The organism is Paracoccus albus, from assembly GCF_027913035.1.
In the GTDB taxonomy this organism is placed as follows: domain Bacteria; phylum Pseudomonadota; class Alphaproteobacteria; order Rhodobacterales; family Rhodobacteraceae; genus Paracoccus; species Paracoccus albus.
The window spans coordinates 1,347,941-1,368,308 of the sequence record NZ_CP115775.1 but is presented as its reverse complement, the minus strand read 5'-3'; the positions used below and the strand labels follow the sequence as shown (position 1 = coordinate 1,368,308).

Annotated in this window: 15 protein-coding genes; 12 read left to right on the top strand and 3 right to left on the bottom strand. The window is 59.3% G+C overall.

The window, feature by feature from the left end; translation table 11 throughout:
• Positions 1-147: 147 nt before the first annotated feature.
• From PAF20_RS06800 to PAF20_RS06760, 9 genes are all read left to right on the top strand, one after another.
• Positions 148-1,062 (top strand): MurR/RpiR family transcriptional regulator, encoded by a 915-nt coding sequence (locus PAF20_RS06800; protein ID WP_271072954.1) that lies wholly within the window; start codon positions 148-150, stop codon positions 1,060-1,062.
• Positions 1,049-2,608, top strand: a complete 1,560-nt coding sequence (locus PAF20_RS06795; RefSeq protein WP_271072953.1) for an alcohol dehydrogenase catalytic domain-containing protein — start codon at positions 1,049-1,051, stop codon at positions 2,606-2,608. The genes PAF20_RS06800 and PAF20_RS06795 overlap by 14 nt, the downstream gene beginning before the upstream one ends.
• Before the next feature lie 32 nt (positions 2,609-2,640).
• On the top strand, positions 2,641-4,197 hold the full coding sequence (locus PAF20_RS06790) for a xylulokinase (protein ID WP_271072952.1): 1,557 nt from the start codon (positions 2,641-2,643) through the stop codon (positions 4,195-4,197).
• Between the two features lie 92 nt (positions 4,198-4,289).
• A complete protein-coding gene (locus PAF20_RS06785; protein WP_271072951.1) occupies positions 4,290-5,309 on the top strand; it encodes a galactitol-1-phosphate 5-dehydrogenase in 1,020 nt (339 codons plus the stop codon).
• Positions 5,310-5,333: 24 nt separating this feature from the next.
• A complete protein-coding gene (locus tag PAF20_RS06780) occupies positions 5,334-6,857 on the top strand; it encodes an FGGY-family carbohydrate kinase (RefSeq protein WP_271072950.1) in 1,524 nt (507 codons plus the stop codon).
• The gene (locus PAF20_RS06775) at positions 6,854-7,837 is read left to right on the top strand and encodes a sugar-binding transcriptional regulator (protein ID WP_271072949.1); all 984 of its coding nucleotides are present in this window, start codon (positions 6,854-6,856) and stop codon (positions 7,835-7,837) included. The genes PAF20_RS06780 and PAF20_RS06775 overlap by 4 nt, the downstream gene beginning before the upstream one ends.
• A complete protein-coding gene (gene deoC / locus PAF20_RS06770; protein ID WP_434802943.1) occupies positions 7,827-8,828 on the top strand; it encodes a deoxyribose-phosphate aldolase in 1,002 nt (333 codons plus the stop codon). The genes PAF20_RS06775 and deoC overlap by 11 nt, the downstream gene beginning before the upstream one ends.
• Positions 8,829-8,839: 11 nt before the next feature.
• Positions 8,840-11,200, top strand: coding sequence for an aldehyde dehydrogenase family protein (locus tag PAF20_RS06765; protein WP_271072948.1), 2,361 nt, complete (start codon positions 8,840-8,842; stop codon positions 11,198-11,200).
• A complete protein-coding gene (locus tag PAF20_RS06760; RefSeq protein ID WP_271072947.1) occupies positions 11,197-11,844 on the top strand; it encodes an HAD family hydrolase in 648 nt (215 codons plus the stop codon). Before PAF20_RS06765 ends, PAF20_RS06760 begins: the two co-directional genes overlap by 4 nt.
• Positions 11,845-11,905: 61 nt before the next feature.
• Here the strand turns inward: PAF20_RS06760 and PAF20_RS06755 are convergent, their stop codons facing one another.
• Positions 11,906-13,294, bottom strand: a complete 1,389-nt coding sequence (locus tag PAF20_RS06755) for an MFS transporter (RefSeq protein ID WP_271072946.1) — start codon at positions 13,292-13,294, stop codon at positions 11,906-11,908.
• An 815-nt stretch (positions 13,295-14,109) separates the two neighbouring features.
• Here PAF20_RS06755 and PAF20_RS06750 point away from each other — a divergent pair.
• On the top strand, positions 14,110-15,123 hold the full coding sequence (locus tag PAF20_RS06750; RefSeq protein WP_271072945.1) for an alpha/beta hydrolase family protein: 1,014 nt from the start codon (positions 14,110-14,112) through the stop codon (positions 15,121-15,123).
• Positions 15,124-15,257: 134 nt separating this feature from the next.
• Here the strand turns inward: PAF20_RS06750 and PAF20_RS06745 are convergent, their stop codons facing one another.
• Together PAF20_RS06745 and PAF20_RS06740 are read right to left on the bottom strand one after the other, a co-directional pair.
• Positions 15,258-15,557 carry a hypothetical protein gene (locus PAF20_RS06745; protein ID WP_271072944.1) on the bottom strand — a complete coding sequence of 100 codons (300 nt, stop codon included), beginning with the start codon at positions 15,555-15,557 and terminating at the stop codon, positions 15,258-15,260.
• The gene (locus PAF20_RS06740) at positions 15,554-17,848 is read right to left on the bottom strand and encodes an FdhF/YdeP family oxidoreductase (protein WP_271072943.1); all 2,295 of its coding nucleotides are present in this window, start codon (positions 17,846-17,848) and stop codon (positions 15,554-15,556) included. The genes PAF20_RS06745 and PAF20_RS06740 overlap by 4 nt, the downstream gene beginning before the upstream one ends.
• Positions 17,849-18,334: 486 nt before the next feature.
• Between PAF20_RS06740 and PAF20_RS06735 the strand changes: the two genes are divergently transcribed.
• Positions 18,335-19,207: a LysR family transcriptional regulator gene (locus PAF20_RS06735; RefSeq protein ID WP_271072942.1), complete on the top strand. Its 873-nt coding sequence runs from the start codon at positions 18,335-18,337 to the stop codon at positions 19,205-19,207.
• Positions 19,208-19,388: 181 nt separating this feature from the next.
• Entirely contained in the window at positions 19,389-20,366 is a 978-nt protein-coding gene (locus tag PAF20_RS06730; RefSeq protein WP_271072941.1) for a DUF1852 domain-containing protein, read from the top strand.
• The last annotated feature ends 2 nt before the right edge of the window (positions 20,367-20,368 follow it).

Below are 20,368 nucleotides of genomic sequence, written 5' to 3'. Positions count from 1 at the left end.
CTCCTCGCCGGAATCGATATTTCTGAAACGCTAACAGCAGGAAATTTTACTGTCTACAATTTTTATTTTCTTGAAAGTTAATTTCATAGGTGCAAACTTTACGACGCGCTAAGCTGGGTGGTGCGCAACTCTGGAAGATGGATTCAGATGAAATCTGATATAAGCATTATCACGCATATTCAGGGGCTTCGCGGCAGCATGAAGCCGGCGCTTCAGCAGGTGGCGGACTCAATTCTCGCCAACCCGGAAGCTGCGAGAAGCAAGAAGCTGAACGAACTTGCGACGGCTTGCGGGGTGTCCGAAGCCTCGATCAGTCGATTCGTCAGGGGAATTGGTCTGGCGAATTTCCGTGACTTTCAGCTGCGGCTCGCATCCGAGGTGATTGCGGGATCGTCATCGCGGGGTAATGAGGCGGATCACGGCCAGATCTACGAAAATATCGGTCGGCAGGACGATGCCGTCAGCATTCTGAACAAGGTCGTCCACCGCACCGCTGATGTCGCGCGCGACTGTTTGTCGACCATTTCGTCCGATGCGATGGAACAGGCCGCGCGGATGGTACGGGCCGCAGACGTGGTTTACCTGTTCGCGGCGGGGCTGTCGGCTCTGGCGGCGGAGAGTGCTGTGTTGCGTTTTGCGCGCATCGGCAAACCGGTGGTGTTCCACAGGGACCGGAACAATCAGCTGCTGATGTCGGCGGCGCTGAAGGGCAATGTGCTTGCGATCGGCATCAGCGATTCCGGCCGGACCAGTCAAACCGTGACGGCTCTGGCGGCAGCGCGGCAAAGCGGGGCCGCGACGATTGCGATGACGGCTTTCCCGGAATCCCCGCTGACACGTCAGGCGGATCTGACGATCCTGACACCGGCGGGATATGCGCCTTCGGGGGAAGAGCCGATCTATGAAAGCATGGTCAGCAAATTCGGCCAGTTGATCGCGATTGACGCGCTGTATTCGCTGGTGGCGGTCAGGGATTTCGACGCCTCTGCCGCCTCGGTCGAGCATGGCAATGCGATCATCCGTCAGAGCCGCAGCATGAGGCAGCAGAATGAGCAGGAATGACCATCCGGCAGCTGCGCTGAACCGGTTGTGGCCCTACCGTGGTGAGACGTTTGACGAACTGCTGAACGCGCAAGCGCGCAATGATGATGTTCCGTCACCGGCGAAAGAAGAACTGGTGGCCAAGGTAGAGGCCGTTTCCATCTGTTCATCCGATGTAAAAGTTGTTCGGATGGGACGCGATCACCCGCTTTTCGCCGAAGGCAGGGACGAACTGGACACCGTGTTGGGGCACGAGGTCTGCCTGCGTGTCCATGCGGTGGGCGAGGGGCACGCGGGTCGTTTCCGTCCGGGACAACGGCTGGCGCTTCAGCCGGCGCTGATCGTCAATGGCAAGCGCAGCATCATCGGCATGGATCGTCCGGGGGGGTTTGCGCAATACCTGCGCCTTGGATCCGAGGCGCTGAACGATCAGGTTATGGCGGTGCCTGACGATGTTGCAGCCGCCTCTGTGGCGCTGTTGGAACCTTATGGTTGCGTCGAGCGTGCGTGGCGGCCGAATGTCAGGCTTGATTTCAAACCGGCGGGTCGCGCGCTGATCGTCTCTGCCGGGGCGCAGAAATACGAATTGCGTCGTGTGCCGGATTGGGCCGAGGTGACTGTAATAGGAGCAGTGCCGTCATTTCTGGCATCGCGTGACGTGACACGCGCCGACAGCGTCGCGGAGTTAACCGGACCTTTTGACGATATTCTGGCGCTCGGGGACCTGGATGCGGAAACCCTCGCCGCCCTATCTGCGCGGCTGGATGTCGGTGGGTTGCTGCTTCAGGCGCGAAGCGGCGCGTCGCCCGGCCCGGTCGCCATTGATCCGGCGCGCATTCATTATGATCGGCTTTCGTTTCTGGGAACACGCGACAGCGTGCTGGATAACGCGCTTGATACATCTGCTGCTCGCTTTGATGTGCGCCCGGGGGGCGTCGCCCTCATTCACGGTGCGGGGGGTGCGATGGGCCGGATTCATGTGCATCGGCTGCTGCAATTGCCTGATGGACCGCGCATCGTCATTGCATCGTCGCGAAAGGGCAAGCGGTTATCCGATCTACAAAGCGACTTCGCACCACTGGCTCTGTCTAACGGTCGCCGGCTGATCGTTGCGGAGCCCGACGAACTAGACGACCTTGTTCAGGAACTTGCGCCTGATGGATTGGATGATATCGCCGTTGTGGCACCTGATCCGCTGGCGATTGCAGCTGCCTCGGGTTGGCTGGCACCGGATGGGCTACTAGTCCTGTTCGCGGGCTTTCCCTATGGCAAGCTGCTGGAGATTGATTTGGCCGCCGTCGCGCTCAGCGGTATGCGGATTACCGGCTCGACCGGCTGCACGTTAGGTGACATGAAGGATGTCTTTTCGCGCGTGTGTGGCGGGACTCTTGACCTCTCCGCCAATATCGCCGCTGTCGCTGGCCTCAATTCGTTGCCGGAGGCCATGAAAGTGGTCGCCGATGGCACCGTCTCTGGAAAGATCATCATTTATCCGCAGCAGCCCGATCTGCCACTGCGCGACGTCACAGACTGGAGCGCATCCGATGAGGACGGGCTGACCGGCTGACGAGAAATCCCAATGAAGCAGGGGAGGCTTTCATGAAAGATCACGTTATCGGAGTTGATATCGGCACCACCGGCACGAAAACCGGGATCTATGATCGTGACGGTGTTCTGAAAGGCGAGGCGTTCGAGGAATCCGTTCTGCGCTATCCCGGCCCCGGTCAGGTGGAACAGGACCCGGAAGAGATCTTTCAGTCCGTGCTGCGGACCGTAAGAGCTGCAATGCGCAACGCCGGTCTGCGGCCCGATCAGATTGCTGCAATTGCGCTTGATGGGCAGATGGCGGGGATCATGGCTGTGGACGCGGATTGGCAGCCCGTCACCCATTACGACAGTTGGCTTGATACGCGATGTGCGCCTTGGCTGGACCAGCTTCGCCCGCATGAGCAGGATATCATCAAGACCTGCGGCATGGCGCTTGCTTTCAATCACGCGCCAAAGATTCTGTATTGGCGCGATCAGCCTGAGGTCTGGGACCGTATTGCAAGCTTCATTCAGCCAGCGGCTTTCGTTGCCGGACGTCTCGCAGGCCTAAAGGGGCGAGATGCTTTCATGGATCGCACCTATCTGGTGTTTTCCGGTTTTGGCAGCGGTGAGCGATCCGTCTGGAATGAAGAACTGCTCTCCCGCTTCGACCTGACGACCGAAAAGCTGCCCCGCATCGTCGAACCGTGGGAGATCATCGGCGAGGTCCAGCCCGATTGGGCGGATGAGCTTGGGTTGGCAGTGGGAACGCCTATCGCGGCAGGTTGCGGCGATCAGAGTGCGAATGTTCTGGGCGGCGGTCTGGTCGATACCGGCGTGGTTTTTGATACCTCGGGAACTGCCTCGGTTTTTGCGACGGTGATCGACAATTTCGGCACGGATACGAAATATCGTTGTCTGATGACCTGCCCGCATGTCGTGCCGGGCCTTTATTTTCCGATGTCCTATGTCGCCGGCGGTGGGCTGAATCTGCGCTGGTTCCGCGACGAGGTTTCTCCACTGGAGAAAGCCGGTTGGGAAGAAGAGGGGCGCGATCCCTATGAAGCGCTGACCGCGCCGGCGGCGCATGTGCCTGCGGGTGCGGAAAAGCTGATCTTCCTGCCGCATCTTTCCGGGCGGAATACCCCCAATGATCCGACCATGCGCGGCGCTTTTCTGGGTCTGACATGGCGTCACAGCAAGGCGCATATGGTGCGCGCGATCATGGAAAGTATTGCCTATGAATATGCCTTCTACCTGCGTGCCGTGCGAGAACTCGCGCCGGGCTATGATCCGCGCTTCGCTATCAATATCGGGGGCGGGGCGCGGTCGCCCGAGTTGCGGCAGATCAAGGCGAACGCTCTGGGTCTGGACTATAGCATACAGGACCGGGATGAGTTCGGCACTCTTGGCGCGGCCATCGTCGCGGGCCACGCGGTCGGCCTTTTCCCGGATCTTCGCGATACCGCGCGGCGGTTCGCCGGTGAACCCCGGCTTGTCACCCGCGCTGACCCGGATGCCACGGCGCAGTATCGCCCCTATATCGATTCTTACATCGACGCGATGGAAACCATGTCGCCGCTATTTTCGCGCATAGGTGAGAAACTCGGCAGTTCATCACATATGTGAAAAAGAATCATATTTGTGATTATGCTTGCTCGAATCGGCTGAAGATAGTACCCACATATGTGACAATTCATCACTGATGAGGTATTTCAGCCATGCGCGCCATCGTTCTGCACGCCCCCAAAGATATCCGACTCGAAGATCGTCCGAAGCCCACAGCCGGACCGGGTGAGGTTGTCGTCCGCGTCGCTTCGGTCGGTGTCTGCGGCTCTGATCTGCCGCGTATGCTGGTGAAAGGCGCCTGGAAAATGCCGCTTATCACCGGGCATGAATTCGCCGGTCATATTACCGAGATTGGCGAGGGCGTCACCGGCTGGGATATGAACGAACTGGTGGCGGTCGCGCCGCTATTGCCATGCCATGAATGCGATCAGTGCCGGACGGGCAATTATTCGCGCTGCCGTGATTATGATTACTTTGGCAGCCGCCGGGATGGTGCATATGCAGAATATGTAGCGATCCCTGTCGCCAATCTGCTGAAAGCGCCGCAGCATGTCGATCCGCGCGCCATTGCGATGACCGACCCAGCTTCGATTGCGCTTCATGCCATCTGGAAAGCTGGCGGCATCCGTATAGGTCAAACGGGTGGCGTGGTCGGCTGTGGGCCCATCGGTTTGTTTGCGATCCAATGGATGCGGCTGATGGGGGCCTCGGACGTGATTGCCGTCGATGTGTCCGAGGAGAAGCTCGCGCTCGCGAAAGAGGCCGGGGCGACTATCACCGTTCTGTCGACAGAGTTGGATCAGAACAAGGCCCGTGCGGATCTGGTGGTAGAGGCAGTTGGTCTTGATGCGACGATCAACAGCGCTGTGATGCTGGCCGGGCCGGGCGGCCATGTCTCCTTCATCGGGATTCCCGTCCCGGATGTGAAGCTGGCCAATGCGACGTTCCAGTATTTCCTTCGGCAGGAGATTTCGTTGCATGGGTCGTGGAACAGCTTCGGCGCACCTTTCCCCGGTCCGCAATGGACCACCACGCTGGAGAAATTCGGCACTGGTGAGCTGAAATGGGAATTCATGATCTCGCACGATCTGGATCTGGCCGAACTGCCCGGTATCTTCGAGCGGTTCGACAAGAAGGATCTTCATTTCTCCAAGGTCCTTTTCAGGCCATAGTCGGGTCACAAGGGGAGGGGGGAGATGACGATAATCCTGACGCTGGATCTTGGCACCAACGGTGCCCGCGCCGGTATCTACGATACCGATGCGCGGGGGTTGATTGCCAAGGCCGAATCCCCATACCCGACCCGTCACCTGCCGCCGAACAGAGCAGAGCAGGATCCAGAGGACTGGTGGAGCGCCCTTGGACTGGCGGTGCGCGCCGCTATGGCAGAGGCAGGCTCGCCAAAGATAGCGGCAATCACGGTGGCGACTTTTTCCTCTACGGTGGTCGTGGCGGACAAAAAAGGCCGGCCGCTGGCCCCGGCGATCCTGTGGATGGATGCCCGCGCATCGGCAGAGGCGCTTGCGTCGGAGGGTATCGACCACCCGGTGCTGGCCTATTGCGGTGGCTCGAACGCTGTCGAATGGCTTGTGCCCAAGGCGATGTGGCTTGCTCGGCACGAACCCGATCTTTGGTCGCGGACAGAGGTCATTTGCGAGGCGCTCGATTTCGTCAATTTCCGTCTGACCGGCGAATGGGCTGGCTCGATGATGAACGCGACCTGCAAGTGGAACTACGACAGCCGCGCGCGGGAGTTTTGCCGCGATCTGTATGATCAGCTTGGCGTTCCGGAACTTGCCGACCGCCTGCCGCAGCGTATCGTCGATATCGGGGCGGTGATCGGTACGCTTGATCCCGGCGTTGCGCGGGATTGGGGAATCGATCCCGGTGCAATCGTCGTTCAGGGCGGGATCGACGCGCATATGGGCAGTTTCGGTGCGGACTGTATTGCCCCCGGATCCATGCTTCTGATCGGTGGAACATCCAACGTGCATCTGACACAGGTGCCGGATGACGGTGCAAAGATCACTGGCGTGTGGGGGCCGTATCCGCACGCGCTGACGCCGGATCTGCGAATGATCGAAGGCGGGCAGGTCTCTGCCGGGTCGATCCTGAAATGGCTGTCTCAGGATATTTTCGGCATCGACAATTCCGATCTTCCTGAACTTCTGGACCAGGTCGAGAAGATTGAGCCCGCCGATACACGCTTGCTGGCACTGGATTTCTGGATGGGCAATCGCACACCTTATCGCGATGCGCGGCTGAGGGGGGCGTTTCTGGGGCTGTCGCTGTCGCATGACCGCGCCTCGCTTTATCGGGCGGCGGTGACTGCGGTGGCGCTCGGCTCGGCCAATGTGATTTCCGATCTGGAGGCGCAGGGCGTCATGATCGACCGGATCGTTTTGGCCGGGGGGATCATGCGCAATCAGGTCTGGTTGCAGGCTACGATTGATGCAATCGGCAAACCTGTCGGCCTTGCACCCGATGACAACCTGACGCTCTACGGTAATGCGGTCGCAGCGGCGGTGGGGCTTGGCCTGTGGCCAGATCTGAAGGCGGCGGCTGCGGCGCTGCGCCCGGACATTCAGGCGGTCGACCCGGATATGGACCGGCACGCGCAATACCGGCAGTTGCTTGCCCAGTATCGGCACGCGGTGGACGTAATGAAGCCTCTGCTTCATGATCTTGCCGACGGCAAAATTGCAGGGGGTGTGACATGACCGAGGACAGCCAGCGAAGATCAAATCGGCTGCCTGTCGATGAGGCGCGCGATCATCTGATGGTTCGGGTCGCGCGTATGACCTATCAGCAGAACAAGACCCTGACGGAAATCGCTGACGAGACGGGGCTGAACAGATGGCAGGTCAGCCGGCTGCTGCAAGAGGCCCGCGATCTGGGTGTCGTGCGGATCGAAATCGTGCCACGAACCTTGCGCGATCCCGATCTGGAGGCGCGGCTTAGCGAAGCGTTTGGCCTGCATGACGCCGTTGTCGTGCCCGGGCCGGTCGAACAGGGTGTCGAAGGCGTCGCGCAGGCGGCCGGGCAATATCTGGCGGCGATGAAGCCGAAGCCGCGCACGATCGGTGTGTCATGGGGACGGACCATGGCCGCGCTCGCGCAATGGCTGCCACCGAACTGGGCCGACGGCGTGACGGTCGTTCAGATCAACGGCACCGTCGCCCCGATACCGGGTGTAGCCTATTACAACGATGTCGCCGAAATCTTTGCACGCAAGGGAAATGGGCGCATGATCCCTTTGCCAGTTCCCGCAATTGTTGGCGAAGCCGTCACGCGTGAGGTGTTGGAAAAGGATCGCATCGTTGCCGATGTGCTGCGCAATGCGCGCTCTGCCCAGGTGCTGGTCTTTTCCCTGGGCAGCGCCGGAGAGGATTCGGTCCTGATGCGCTCGGGCAACGTGCTGCAATCAGAGATGGCGGCGCTTGTGCGGGCGGGCGCAGTCGGGGATATCCTCGGCCACTTTATCAATGGTCGGGGTGAGATCGTGGACCCTGAGATTGATGCGAGAACCATCGGGCTTGGCCTGTCGAACCTTCGTAGCCGCGACCGCGTGATCGGGCTGGCTGTCGGACCTGCGAAATACAAGGTAACGCTCGGCGCGTTGAAAGCCGGGCTGATCAATGTTCTCATCACGGATGAGGGCACTGCCAATTATGCATTGGAGCATGCACATGAACGATGAAACCGCCGCGGCAGATATCGCCGCCTCGTCACAGTTGAGGAACGATCATCGCAATCCGGGCATCGGTCTGGACACGGCCATGTTCGAAGGCCACGGCGTCAATCGCAGCGCCGCAGAACGCCGTGCTGCTTCGCTGACCAGTCGGCGCAGCGTCAAGAAAGAGTGGCAGGCGGCCTGGCTGATCAACGCGGTGCGCTGCATCGACCTGACCACATTGGCAGGTGACGACACGGCAGAGCGCGTGCGCAGGCTTTGCGCCAAGGCGCGGAACCCCCTTGCCGCGCATATCGTCGATGGGCTGGGTTTGGGCAATTACGGCCTGACGACGGGCGCGGTCTGCGTCTATCCAACGATGGTCGAACATGCTGCCCGCGCCTTGCAGGGAACCGGCATCCCCGTCGCTTCGGTTGCAACGGGATTTCCTGCCGGTCTGATGCCGCTGAACCTGCGGCTGGAGGAAATCCGCTATGCCGTCGATCAGGGCGCGGACGAAATCGACATTGTCATTACACGCGAATATGTCCTCAACGGAGAATGGCAGGCGCTGTATGACGAGGTTGCGGCGATGCGTGCGGCCTGCGGGCCTGCGCATCTGAAGGCCATTCTCGCCACCGGCGATCTGCAGACGCTTCGGAATGTCTATGCAGCTTCGATGGTGGCCATGCAGGCGGGGGCGGATTTCATCAAGACCTCGACCGGCAAAGAGGGCGTGAACGCGACGATCCCGGTCAGTCTGGTGATGGTCCGTGCCCTGCGCGACTATCTGGATGCCACGGGCCATCGCGTTGGCTTCAAACCGGCAGGCGGGATGAAATCGGCCAAGGATGCGATGAACTGGCAGTTCCTGATGAAGGAAGAGCTTGGCCGCGACTGGCTGGAGCCGGATCTGTTCCGGCTGGGCGCGTCATCCATGCTTGGTGATATCGAACGCCAGCTCGAACACTATGTCACCGGGCGTTATTCGTCCGCATCTCGCCTCGCCTTGGCGTAAGGGGAACCAAAATGACCAAGATAACGGATATCCTGAACACCATGGATTATGGCCCTGCACCTGAGGATTCGAGCATCGTCCGCGATTGGCTGAACGATCACAAGGACGGTTTCGGCCATTTCATCAATGGTGAGTTTACCAAGCCCGGAAAGCTGTTCGCCGCGAATAACCCGGCTACGGGGAAGGGGCTGGCTAAGGTCACGCAGGGCACAGCCGAAGATGTGTCGGCTGCGGTCAAGGCTGCACGGGCGGCGCAAGGCAAATGGGCGGCGCTCAGCGGCCATGACCGCGCCCGCCACCTTTATGCGATCGCGCGACACATTCAGCAGCATTCCCGGTTTCTCGCCGTGCTGGAGACACTGGACAATGGCAAAACCATCCGCGAAAGCCGCGACATCGACATCCCTCTTGTCGTGCGCCATTTCTATCACCACGCAGGTTGGGCAGAGATCCTGGCCGATGAGTTTCCGGGTGCCGAGCCTTACGGCGTCTGCGGTCAGGTTATCCCGTGGAACTTCCCCTTGCTGATGCTGGCATGGAAGGTTGCGCCTGCGCTCGCGGCTGGCAACACGGTCGTCCTGAAACCGGCAGAATACACGCCGCTGACAGCACTCGCCTTTGCCGAGATCTGCCGAGAGGCGGGGCTGCCGAAAGGTGTCCTCAACATCGTGACGGGTGATGGCGAAACGGGCGCCGAGATTGTCGGACATGAGGGAATTGACAAGGTCGCCTTCACCGGCTCGACAGAGGTGGGCCGCATCATCCGCAAGCAGATCGCCGGTTCGGGCAAGGGCTTGACGCTGGAACTGGGCGGTAAATCCCCGTTCATCGTCTTTGCCGACGCCGACCTCGATGCAGCGGTCGAAGGTGTCGTCGATTCCATCTGGTTCAATCAGGGACAGGTGTGCTGCGCGGGCTCTCGCATTCTCGTGGCAGAGGCCGTGGCAGAGCGTTTCACCACGCTGTTGCGCCGGCGCATGGAGAAGCTGATCACAGGCGACCCGTTGCAGAAATCGACCGATATCGGTGCGATTGTCCATCCGGTTCAACTGGAACGGATCACGACGCTGGTGGAACAGGGGCGCAAGGAAGGTGTGACGATCCATCAGGGTAAGGCACCTGCCGGCTGCTTCTACCCGCCCACGCTGGCGACAGAGGTTGAACCCGCATCCATCCTCGCGACAGAGGAGATATTCGGTCCGGTGGTCACGCTGACCCAGTTCCGGACCCCCGCCGATGCGGTCGATCTGGCCAATAACACCCGCTATGGTCTTGCGGCGTCCGTCTGGTCGGAAAACATCAACCTCGCCATTGATGTCGCAGGCAAGGTCAAGGCGGGTGTGGTCTGGATAAATTCCGCCAATATCTTTGATGCAGGCGCCGGCTTCGGAGGCTATCGTGAAAGCGGCTTCGGGCGAGAGGGCGGTCGTGAAGGGATGCGGGCCTATCTGCGTCATGCAGCGCCAAAAGCGAAGAGGCCCGAGGCGGCAGCGGACGCCTTGGATGCCAGCCCGGCTGAAAGCCTGCCTGCGGGGATGATCGACCGGACGGCAAAGCTTTATATCGGCGGCAAACAGGCACGTCCTGACAGCGGCTATTCCTATCAGGTTGCCGGATCAAAGGGGCCCGTTGGCCTGGCTGGCATGGGCAACCGCAAGGATATCCGCAATGCGGTCGAGGCCGCACATAAGGCGTCGGGCTGGGGCGCACAGACGGGTCATAATCGCGCGCAGGTCCTTTATTATCTGGCTGAGAATCTTTCGGCCCGCGCGGATGAGTTTGTCGAGCGGTTGAAGAGCTTCGGTCAGAATGCCTCTGCCGCAAAGACCGAGGTCGAAACGTCGATCCGCCGTATTTTCTGGTATGCCGCGCAGTCCGACAAGTTCGACGGTGCGGTGCACCAGACCAAGTCGGCGCATGTGACGCTGGCCATGAATGAACCGATCGGTGTCATGGGAATCGCCTGCCCGGCGGCGCGACCGCTTCTGGGTTTCGTGTCGCTGGTGCTACCCGCAATCGCGATGGGTAATCGCGTGGTGGCTGTGCCGTCTCAGCCTCATCCACTGGCCGCGACCGACCTGTATCAGGTCATGGAAACCTCTGACGTGCCGGGGGGTGTCATCAACATCGTCACGGGCGAACGTGATGTATTGGCGAAAACGCTGGCGGAACATGATGCTGTTGACGCCATGTGGTATTTCGGCACGGAAGCAGGCGGTCGGATGGTCGAGGAAGCCTCGGCCGGCAACCTGAAACAAACTTGGGTTGAAGACGGGGCTGCCCGTGATTGGACCGGGGCAGAGGGGCAGGGCCGCCTGTTCCTGACCCGCGCCACGCAGGTGAAGAATATCTGGGTGCCTTACGGCGAATGATTATCTTCGACTGCGATGGCGTTCTGGTGGATAGCGAGATTATCTCGAACGCCATCGACGCCGAACTCATGACAGAAGCAGGCTGGCCGGTGACGGCCAGCGATCTGATCCGCAACTATATCGGGCGACCAAAAGCGGAAATATGGGCAGACATTGCCGGGCAACGCGGCGAAGAATGGCCGGTGGGGCTTCTGGATCGCGCAGATCGTCTGCTGCTGGAAAGGATGGAAACAGAGCTTCGTCCGGTCGAGGGCATAGCGGATGCACTGCGACGGCTGCCGCAACGAAAGGCCGTCGCCTCTTCATCCGCGCTGCCAAAGCTTCGCCGTTCGTTGAAAATCTGCGGATTGCTGGATTTCTTTGAACCGGCGGTTTTCTCTGCCAGTCAGGTGGCGCGGGGAAAACCGGCGCCGGACGTGTTTCTTTTTGCGGCAAAGCAATGTGGCGTTGATCCTGACGATTGTGTGGTTCTGGAGGACAGCGTTGCTGGTGTGACGGCTGCACTGGCCGCAGGTATGCGCGTCTTTGGATTTGCCGGCGGCTTGCACAGCTATCCCGGACACAGGGAAAACCTGCTGAATGCCGGGGCAGAGCGTGTTGCGGATAATGCCGATGCGCTGAGCGAGGATTTTTTTACGGTTTGATTTGCTTAAAGGTTGAAAAAAAGGCCAAGCACTGAAGCGATGAACTGCTCAGCCGCGAGTGTTAAGAGCTTATACACCGCGATTTTCGCCCAACATTCTTCAGCGACATACCCTTCGGGCGAAGGCCCGCTGTCCCGACGAGCGCCGCGCCAGACAGGGCAAAAGTCGCGCCGGCGCCAAAGCTTCCAACTGCAATACCTGCACAAATCGGTATCACGAACTGCGCAACCCGGATAACTGTCAGGCGCATCGACAGCACCGTTCCCCTCACCTGATACGGAACAATCAGCAGCGTCAGCGCGACAGAACCAGTCAGAGCAAGACCCAGGCCAAAACCCACCGCAGCCATAAAGGTCGCGATCAACGCTGGCGGGAAGTTCGGAAACGCCAGTACCGTCAAGCTCAACCCACCGATAAGCGCAGAAAGAAATGTCACCCGGATGCGCCCGATCCGCGCGACCATATGACCATAGAGCGCACGCGAGACAATCGCCCCCAATGCCCGAATGCTTAACAGAATGCCAACGAATGCAGGGCTGAGGCCGACCTCTTCACCGTAGACTGGCAGAAATGCCAGCAGGAGATCCTGCGATGCGACGCATATTGCACCGATCATAACAAGCCACCAAAGCCCCGGCGTTCTTGCGACGTTTCGCAGGTTGGGCGGCCCATGACCTGACGCCGTAGTCTTTGGCAGACGTCGGACCAGAACCACGCTTGCCCAGGTCAACAGCAGACTTAGAAGGCAGGGTAGAACAAGGAAACCGGGTTGCGCCTGTCCGATGCCAACGATCAAGGGACCGGCCGCCTGACCCAGCGAGATGGCGACCATGTAATTTCCCAGAATCATATCGCGATGCATGCGCGTCGAACATCGCGACGTCGAAATATGAAGTCCGGCAAGGACCAGGGTCTGACCGATTCCCAGCATGGCGTTGGACAGAAAGAGTCCGATCAGGCTGGCACTGAATGCCATTAAAACGCCGCGTGGCAGAAATACGAAACCCATGCCTGATGCAGCAAGATGTACAGTTACCGAAAGGCTGTTCGAGGATATGTGCGGCTCAAGGTATATGCCGCGCCTCCGCATGAAAGAATTAAGCGTCTTCTGCGTTCCCGAAAGCTGGCTGTGGGCGATGATTGGAATTTCCTGAAGCTCTTCGATGCAAAGTGAGCCCATGTTCTTGACCTTCGCGGGCGCGCCAAACACGCCGATCTGTAGCTGTGCGAGTTCGATCGAGCGATTTTCGCTGGGTAATGTCCCCGTGTCGGTCAGGACGGCCAGATCAATCTGCCGCCTTTCAAGCCGGTCCAGCAGGTTGGCCGATGTGTTTATCTCTGGATGAGGAGTGAGGCGAGGATATCGCTTGCGCATTTCATCGATCAGTCTGGGCAGCCATGTCAGCCCGACGGATTCCAGAACACCCAGCCTGAATTCTCCCTCGAACATCGCGTCTTCCCGGCGGGATCCGATCAGATTCCGGTGCTGGGTAAGCAGATAGAGTTCAATCTGCAAGTTTCGCTTATGATGGGCGGGGGCTCACCCTCCATCCTGATCCAGCGTCCGGTCAGTGCCGCGCTACTGCTCGCTGCGGCAGCTCTGATGATTTTCGTGACGGTACGCAGGTTGCGTTCACGAAAGATATCGTTGTGACCGCAGGTCGTGGCTCGTACCGGTGTTGACGCATTGCGATCTGTCAATACCAAGACAAGCGTCGTCAGGCCCTTTGGAGGTCGGCGCTTACGGTGTGCAGGTGGCATACCGGATGTTCCGCGCAACCCGAGAGGGATCGCGCAGCCATAGGCTGAGAAGAAAAGCCGAACAAAGATATCGGTCGTTTCGGGTATGAAATCGCGGCAGAAGAAGGCAGAAGCAGGTGCCACTTGGTGCATGGCCATCGCGCGACGCGTTGCTTTGTTAATCCAATGCAGCCTGAAAGGTAAGCGAGGCCAGTGGTAGCAGCATTACTGCGCTGACCGGCAGATCGTACGCGAACATTCGACCCGAGAACCGCCCGCCAGTTTCACGACCAGAGGCTACATCGCATAGGCGGAGGAAAGCGCGATCAGAAAGTGTCTGCGTCTGATGGATATGCGCTAATCGTAAGATAGCAGAGAACGGGGGCACAAAGGCAGCGATCGGTAGCATAGGCACTGACGCGCTATGGTTCGAAATCCGGATCGTGGCGACCTGAATCCCGGAATCAGGACGCAGGTTTCGCGGGTTTTTTGCACCTACCGGCCATCGTTCAAACGGAGGTTGCCATGAAACGACTGACACTGCTTACCATCCTTGCCTTTTCTCACGCATTGCCCGTCGCGGCGGAAATGCTGCCCGGATATGACCGGTTTGATCTGAATGCGGATCATCGCGCCCGTCCTGTTTCAGCATCTATCTGGTATCCGGCAGCCAATCCGACTTATCGCGCGCCCATCGGCGACGGCCCGATATTCGAACCTACTTTCGCATTCGTCGGCGCGGCCATTGCCGAGGGCAAATATCCGCTGATTCTTCTGTCGCACGGGTCCGGTGGAAATGCCGATTCTTTGGGGTGGCTGAGCAGCGGGCTGGTTGGACGAGGTGCGATTGTCCTTGCGGTCGATCATCCGGGCTCCTCCAGCGGCGACAGCTCGCCGCGACGTTCTGTCGATCTGGAGGCACGGGCCAATGATCTTTCAGCGGCGGCGGATATGGTCCTATCCGATCCGGCCTTAGCGCCTTTCATAGACGAGGCACGGATCGGCGTCGTTGGATTCTCGCTGGGCGGCGCGACCGCGCTTGGCCTGTCGGGTGTGCGTTTTGACGGGACGGTGCAGGACCGAAATTGCACAACGAATCCGGACGCGGCCGATTGCCGGTTCTTCCTGCGGGGCGCTGTGCGGTTTGCGGACTATCCTGGCTTCGAAGCCGATATGCGCGACCGGCGTGTTGCGAAGGCCGTGATCGTAGATCCGGGTTTCGGCGGTGCGGCCGATCCGGTGACAGTCAGGGATGCTCTTCCCGAAATGCTTCTGATCAACCTTGGCGATGCGGAACGCTTGCGCGCCGCTGATGTCGGACCGGAAGGGAATGATCTGGCCAACCGGCTGCCCGGCGCGTCCTATGAAGAGATCGCGCCTGCAAACCATTTTACCTTTCTTGGTACTTGTCAGGAGGGTGCCACCGAAATGTTGGCGCAAGACGAGGATGACCCGATCTGTACAGACCCCGAAGGCACGGATCGTGCCGCGACGCACGCTGATCTGATCGAAGTTATCGCGTCAGGGCTTGGGCTTTAACTGTCACAGCTGGGTATGTGCTGAAGCACAGAACCAGCGGTGTTTAGCTTTGCTTCGGCAACAGACGCCTGCCGCCGAAGCACACCTGACGTGGTGTAGTAGAACCTGAAAGAAGCTTGCGCGACCCTGCACGATTAGCGCCCTTTCAGCCCCAGCGAGTGTTCGCCCGCAGAGGTCAGCCGATAGAACAGCCTCTGCGACCTTCCGCCTCGACACTCTGTCTTGATCAGGCCCAGATCATCGGACAAGCTGGTGCATTCACGGATTACAAGCGCATGTGCCACGCCAAATCGCCGGGCGAAGCTGCGACTGTCAAGGGCAAGTTCCAGCCCCGCCGCGGCCAGAATCAACGGTCCCATCGGTGTCAGAAACACCGTTCCCGACGCGACGGCGGTGTCAAAGGAACGGCGGAGCGCGTCTCCCTCGGCAGTCATTGCCGATGCGGAGTGATACGCACGATGATTGATTTTGAAGTCGGCGTGAAGCTCTTGTCGCCGACAGCCTGATGTGGCACCAGCTCATTCATCTCGGGATAATAGCCGCCAAGACAGCCGAACGGGATGTCATAAGGAACAACCCGAAAGCCAAGGCATTGCCGCAACCGGCCATCGTCATAGCATCCCGTCACATCGACAAGATCACCCGCTGACAGACCCATTCCAGCGGCGTCGTCCGGGTTGATAAACACGACCTTCCGCGCGCCGTATACGCCGCGATAGCGGTCATCCATGCCGTAGATCGTGGTGTTATACTGATCGTGAGAACGGAAGGTCTGCAGCACAAACTGCCCATCCCGGTCCTGCACCTGCTGCCATTCGGTCCGTTCTGGCAAGCCGTCCAACCCGAAATTCGCCCGACCGGTGGGCGTGTTCCATTCGCGATGCGAGGCCCCGTTGCGCAGCCAGAACCCACGCGGTTGGCGCACATCGCGGTTAAAATCCCCGTAGATCGGCAACACGCGGGCTATCATGTCGCGGATCTTGTCGTAATCCTGCGCCATAATATCCCAATTCACGACATCGCTTCCCACCGTGGCCTTGGCAATGCCGGCGATGATGGCTATCTCGGAACGCAGATCCTTCGACGCAGGTGGGTTGATCCCGGCAGAGCCGTGCACCATCGACATGGAATCCTCTACCGTGATCATCTGGCGCTCGCCCGCCGCATTGCGGTCGATTTCCGTTCGGCCAAGGCAGGGCAGGACATAGGATTTTTGACCGGGCATCAGATGGGAATGGTTCAGTTTGGTCGCAATATTCACCGTCAGATCCAGACGGCCAAGCGCTTCCGCGACCAGCGAACTGTCCGGCACCGCGCGCGCGAAGTTCCCGCCAAGAGCCACGAACGCCTTCGCCGATCCGTCCAGCATCGCGCCAATGGCATGGGCAACATTATGGCCCGGTTCGCGGGGCAGGGGCACGCCAAGCTCTGCCTCCATCGCATCCATCATGGCCTTGGGCGGATTTTCATTGATGCCGACCGTGCGGTCGCCCTGAACATTGGAATGTCCGCGCACCGGACACAACCCTGCGCCTTCGCGACCGATATTGCCACGCAGAAGCATGAAGCTGGTGATCTCGCGTATGGTCTGCACCGAATGCAGGTGCTGTGTGATCCCCATCGCCCATGTCGTGATCACACGTTCGGCGCGCATATACATTCCCGCCATCTCTGCGATTTCGTCGCGGGTCAGACCGGATTGCTCTTCGATTATATCCCAGGGTGTCACGCGAACCATATCCGCCCATGCGTCGAAACCGTCAGTGTGTTCGGCGATGAAGTCGCGGTCTATGACCGGTGGTTGGCCTTCGGCACGGGCCGTGTCATCCGCCTCCAGCACCAGACGCGACATGCCGCGGAACACCGCCATGTCGCCGCCAAGGCGGGGGCGGTAATAATCGGTCGAGGTCGGCTCGGACCCACCATGCAGCATTTCCAGCTTATTCTGCGGATCGGCAAACCGGCGCAGGCCCTTTTCCTTCAGGGTATTGATAACGCAGACCTTGGCGCCGCGCTCTACCACCTCACGCAGGGTGGCCAGCATGCGGGGATGGTTGGTGCCGGGATTCTGACCGACGCAATAGACCAGATCGCATTTTTCGAAATCTTCCAGCAGGACCGTGCCCTTGCCGATGCCGATGGCCTCGGTCAGGGCGACGCCGCTGGCTTCGTGACACATGTTCGAACAGTCGGGAAAGTTGTTGGTCCCGTAGAGACGGACGAAAAGCTGATAAAGAAAAGCAGCCTCATTGCTGGCCCGGCCCGAGGTGTAGAATTCCGCCTCATTGGGATTGTCGAGGGCGTTCAGCGCCGCGCCGATTTCCGCGAATGCGTCGTCCCAACCGATCTCCTCATAGTGATCGGTTTCGGCATTGTAACGCAGCGGTTGGGTCAACCGCCCCTGATGTTCCAGGTCGTAATCGCTCCAGCCCTGCAACTCGGTGACGGAATGTTCCGCCAGAAACTCCGCCGTGATCCGCGCCCGTGTGGCCTCCCATGCAACGGCCTTGACGCCGTTTTCGCAGAACTCAAAAGAAGATCCATGTTCCGGGTCGCCCCATGCGCATCCGGGGCAATCGAACCCGTCAGCCTGATTGAGGCTGAGCAGAGTCTTCGCCCCCCGCAGCGGCTGGCCGCTGCCCATCAACTGGCGCCCGACGCTTTTCAGCGCTCCCCATCCGCCGGCAGCACTGGATGGTTTTCCGGTCACATGCTTCTCGGTCATTGGCGTCGCTCCTCCGGACGTGGCTGACTGAACAAGTTACCCGGTATTTCGCCGGGGACGCCGATGCTGGGTTCCACGGTCGCACAATAGATTATATGGCAAACTATAAGAATTGCGACTGCTATGCGACAGCGTTGCCGCATGTTTTACCGTTATGGAGCAACACAGATCGCACCTTTTGCACCGTCCTGTGAGAAAGGACGAGCGTGCATGCGCACGGCCGATCATCCTATCCAGGAATGCTGCTTGACCTGTCGAGACGATCCAGTTGTTCGGACTTGCAGCCAAGACGGACAGAATCCGACCCGCCTATATTTCCACTCAACCGGCGCAGGTCGTCAATTCTATCGCTTTTCAGAGAGCACGTGTTTTTTGGCTGGAAACCGAAAGCATCTGAATATGGGGCGATTTTGAGCATCCGTTCAAGCTTGAGTATGACTTGTTTGGGCGCTATTTCGCAAATAACATGACAACGGGTCATAACTCATGATTGATATCCAGCCTCTGACCATTCTTCGAGAGATCGACCGAACGGGCAGCCTGACAGAGGCGGCGGATCAGCTTTGCCTGACGCAATCGGCCGTCAGCCACGCAATCCGCCGGTTCGAGGAACGTCATGGTGTTAAACTTTGGGAGCGAGAGGGCCGCAAGCTGCGTCTCACTTCTGCGGGCCAGTATCTTCTGACGCTGGCGCAGCGGGTTCTGCCGCAATTGGAACATGGTGCTTCGGTGCTGGAAGATTACGCGCGCGGTCGCCGCGGCGCGATCCGGGTCGGGATGGAGTGTCATCCCTGTCAGGACTGGCTGATGCGTGTCGTGGATCCGTTTCTGGCGGAATGGCCGGATGTCGATCTGGATGTGACAACTGCATTCCAGTTCGGCGGCTTGGCAGCGCTGCTCGGGCATGAGATCGACATTCTTGTAACCCCGGATCCCATCGAACGTCCGGGCTTGGAATACCGACCCGTTTTTGATTACGAAATGGTTCTTGCGGTGGCCAATAATCACCCGCTGGCGAAGAGGGGACGGGTTGAACCACAGGATTTGGCACGCGAGACGCTGATCACCTATCCCGTTGCCCGCGAAAGGCTGGATATCTACACCCGCTTTCTCGTTCCCGCCAACGCGCTGCCACGTCGTCACCGGACGGTGGAAACCACCGATCTGATGCTTCGGCTGGTGGCTTCGGGCCGGGCGGTCAGCGCGACGCCGGATTGGCTGCTGCGCGGGGTCAGCGGCGTGACGGGCGTGCGGATCGGCGAGGGCATCCCGAAATCCATTCATCTGGGCCATCGCGGGGGGGAAATCGCCAGCTATCTGAAAGGCTTCATTGATCTGGCCACGAAGGTCCGCGTCTGACGCGTCGGTTTGTCTCCATCGCTTCTCACCGCGTTACATGACGCGTATTCATGTTTTTCTTAAAATAAGTCATTTTTCTTCATGGAGCGGCTGGTCCATATAGTGGATATCGAACGCAGCGCAGCGCCGTATGACGGCTGCGTTGTGCCAAGGACACCGACAGATACGGGCACCGGACCAGATGACCGAGAGCTTTACATTCGCGATTAAGGAACTTCGTTTCGACGAAACCTATACGCCCGCCGACAATACGCGGCTGACAACCAATTTCGCCAACCTCGCACGGGGGGAGCATCGGCAGGAAAACCTGTCAAATGCTTTGAAAATGATCGACAATCGCTTCAACGATCTGGCGCGGTGGGACAATCCGCGGGGGGATCGCTACGCGGTGGAATTGGACATTGTCTCTGTCGAGATGACCGTCGAAGGCAGCAAGGAAGCACTTCCGGCCATCGAGATCCTTAAGCCAACGATTGTTGACCGCAAGACGGGCGCGCGCATTGACGGGCTCGTGGGCAATAACTTCTCGTCCTATGTTCGAGACTACGATTTCAGCGTGCGTCTTCCTGAACATAACACGGGCCGCGCGGGCTTTAGCGTGCCGGACGACTTTGGTGAACTGCATGGACAGATTTTCAAATCCTTCGTCGCATCCGACGCGTTCAGGGCGCATTTCCGCAAGCCCCCGGTCATCTGCCTGAGTGTGTCTGACAGTAAAACTTATCGGCGGACGGCCAACAGCCATCCGGTCCTGGGTATCGAATATGAGCCCAACGAATCTTCGTTAACCGAACAGTACTTCAAGAAAATGGGTCTGCAGGTTCGCTATTTCATGCCGCCACGCAGCGTGGCACCGCTGGCCTTTTTCTTCGTCGGTGATCTGCTGAACGATTACAGCAATCTGGAACTTATCGCCACGATCAGCACGATGGAGGCCTTCCAGAAGATCTACCGGCCAGAGATCTACAACGCCAATTCCGTCGCCGGTGAAAGCTATAGGCCCAGCCTGAAGCATCAGGACTATTCGCTGACCCGCGTAACCTATGACCGCGACGAACGCAGCAGGCTTGCGGTCGAGCAGGGTAAATACGCGGAAGAGCACCTTATCAAACCGCTCCGTGCGTTTCTGGACGAAGGGTCCACGAAGCTGGCCGTGTGACA

Excerpts from the sequence above, each read along its gene's own strand:
- PAF20_RS06800 (WP_271072954.1), top strand. The coding sequence starts at position 148 with ATGAAATCTGATATAAGCATTATCACGCATATTCAGGGGCTTCGCGGC.
- PAF20_RS06795 (WP_271072953.1), top strand. The coding sequence starts at position 1,049 with ATGAGCAGGAATGACCATCCGGCAGCTGCGCTGAACCGGTTGTGGCCC.
- PAF20_RS06790 (WP_271072952.1), top strand. The coding sequence starts at position 2,641 with ATGAAAGATCACGTTATCGGAGTTGATATCGGCACCACCGGCACGAAA.
- PAF20_RS06785 (WP_271072951.1), top strand. The coding sequence starts at position 4,290 with ATGCGCGCCATCGTTCTGCACGCCCCCAAAGATATCCGACTCGAAGAT.
- PAF20_RS06780 (WP_271072950.1), top strand. The coding sequence starts at position 5,334 with ATGACGATAATCCTGACGCTGGATCTTGGCACCAACGGTGCCCGCGCC.
- PAF20_RS06775 (WP_271072949.1), top strand. The coding sequence starts at position 6,854 with ATGACCGAGGACAGCCAGCGAAGATCAAATCGGCTGCCTGTCGATGAG.
- deoC (WP_434802943.1), top strand. The coding sequence starts at position 7,827 with ATGAACGATGAAACCGCCGCGGCAGATATCGCCGCCTCGTCACAGTTG.
- PAF20_RS06765 (WP_271072948.1), top strand. The coding sequence starts at position 8,840 with ATGACCAAGATAACGGATATCCTGAACACCATGGATTATGGCCCTGCA.
- PAF20_RS06760 (WP_271072947.1), top strand. The coding sequence starts at position 11,197 with ATGATTATCTTCGACTGCGATGGCGTTCTGGTGGATAGCGAGATTATC.
- PAF20_RS06755 (WP_271072946.1), bottom strand. The coding sequence starts at position 13,294 with ATGTTCGAGGGAGAATTCAGGCTGGGTGTTCTGGAATCCGTCGGGCTG.
- PAF20_RS06750 (WP_271072945.1), top strand. The coding sequence starts at position 14,110 with ATGAAACGACTGACACTGCTTACCATCCTTGCCTTTTCTCACGCATTG.
- PAF20_RS06745 (WP_271072944.1), bottom strand. The coding sequence starts at position 15,557 with ATGACTGCCGAGGGAGACGCGCTCCGCCGTTCCTTTGACACCGCCGTC.
- PAF20_RS06740 (WP_271072943.1), bottom strand. The coding sequence starts at position 17,848 with ATGACCGAGAAGCATGTGACCGGAAAACCATCCAGTGCTGCCGGCGGA.
- PAF20_RS06735 (WP_271072942.1), top strand. The coding sequence starts at position 18,335 with ATGATTGATATCCAGCCTCTGACCATTCTTCGAGAGATCGACCGAACG.
- PAF20_RS06730 (WP_271072941.1), top strand. The coding sequence starts at position 19,389 with ATGACCGAGAGCTTTACATTCGCGATTAAGGAACTTCGTTTCGACGAA.